General features: G+C 72.8%; 1 protein-coding gene. It reads right to left on the bottom strand.

Annotation, left to right across the window (positions count from 1 at the left end; all coding sequences use genetic code 11):
- Nucleotides 1-81: 81 nt before the first annotated feature.
- Nucleotides 82-1,672: ABC transporter substrate-binding protein (locus G6556_RS18705; RefSeq protein WP_166944640.1), on the bottom strand; the 1,591-nt coding region annotated here is incomplete at its 5' end.

Genomic DNA, 1,672 nt, shown 5'->3' with positions numbered 1-1,672 from the left:
CCCCCGCGCCGCCATCCGAGACCCCGGGGCGCGTCAGGGGGTGGCTGCCCCGCCCCGGGGTCTCGGATGGCGGCGCGGGGGTCAGCCCCGGCCGAGGGCCGCGAAGTGCAGCACGTTGTACTCGAGGACGTTCTGCGCCTCCTGCGTGCCCGTGATGCCGGGCGTGGTCAGCAGGGTGGTGTTGAGCGAGCCGATCGAGTACCAGTAGCGCGTCGCGTTGATGGCCTCGGCGACCGGGGCGTACGCGGTGATGTCCTCGCTGGCGCGGGCGGTGTCGAGCAGGTCGGGCAGGCCCGGCACCTCGGCGCCGAACAGGTCCAGCCCGCCCGAGGGGGTGTAGATGATGCCCGCCCAGGCGTCCGGGTGGCCGGCGTCGGGGAACACCGAGAACACCGCGAGGTCGGGGCCGTCGGCGCCCTCGTCGGCGATGCCGTAGATCGTGCCCGCGGAGTACGCGACGGCCTCGGCGGGGATGCCGGCGGTGCTCAGGCGGGAGCCGAGCTCCTCGGCCACGGCCTTGCCGTCCGCGCTGGAGCCGGCGTACGCGATCCGGACGGTGCCGGAGGCCGGCGTGCCGAGCGCCTCCCAGGCGCCCTCGTCATAGGCGATGCCCTGGTCGTCGATGCTCGCGTCGACCATGCCCTGCGGGAACAGCTGGTCGGTCGGCACCTCGAGGCTGCCCATCGCCTCGTCGATGATCGACTCCTTGTCGATCCCGGCGAACAGCGCCTCGCGGTCCGCGACGTCCGCCAGCCAGGACGAGCCCGGGTTCACGTAGATCATCTGCGTCGTGAAGTTCGCGAAGGTGCTCGTGGTGACGTCCTCGCTGCCTTCGAACGACTCGAACGACGTCTTGTTCAGGTTGCCGAGGATGGCGTCGATCTCGCCGCGCTCGAGCTGCAGCTGCGCCGACGAGGCGTTCTCCGCGACCTGGATCTCCACCGAGGTGAGCTCCGGGGCGTCGCCCCAGTAGCCGTCGTAGGCGGTCAGCTCGTAGCGCTCGCCGGTCTCGACGCCGGTGAGCTCGTAGGGGCCGGTCCCGGCGTCGTGGGTCGTGAGGTAGGTCTGCGCGAGGTCGTCCCCGGCCTCCTGCGCGAGCACGGTCGGGCTGACGAGCTTCACGCCGAACGGCGAGGCGAGGTAGTCGAGGAACGCCGCGTTCGGGGCGGTGAGCGTGACGACGGCGGTGAGGTCGTCGGGGGTCTCGACGGACGCGACGTCGCCGACCATGTACGCCGGGCCGGCGTCGACCTGGGTGCGGCGCTCGAACGACGCCTTCACCGCCTCGGAGGTGAGCTCCGTGCCGTCGTGGAACGTGACGCCCGACCGCAGCGTGAACGTGTAGGTGAGGCCGTCGTCCGAGACGGTCCACTCCTCGGCGAGCTCCGGGACGATCGTCGGCTCCTCGACACCGTCCTGGTACGCCACCAGGCCCTCGTAGGTGTTCTCGATGATGTTGAGGCCGGGGCCGTCGTAGTTGACGTCCGGGTCCGGCGGCGTCGTGTAGCCGGTGAGCATGACGGCGGTGAACGTGTCGTCGCCGCCGTCGGTGCCGCCGCCGACGGTCCCGCTCTGGCCGCACGCGGTGAGGGCCAGCAGCCCGGCGACGGCGGCCGCGGCCGCGGCGGCGGCGCGCGGGCGGGCGAGGGTGCGGGGGCGGCGGGCAGACCGC

It is taken from the genome of Cellulomonas sp. IC4_254 (genome assembly GCF_011603975.1).
GTDB lineage: Bacteria > Actinomycetota > Actinomycetes > Actinomycetales > Cellulomonadaceae > Cellulomonas.
Note: the sequence above shows the minus strand (reverse complement) of the source record. Positions and strands in the feature narration are given on the sequence as shown.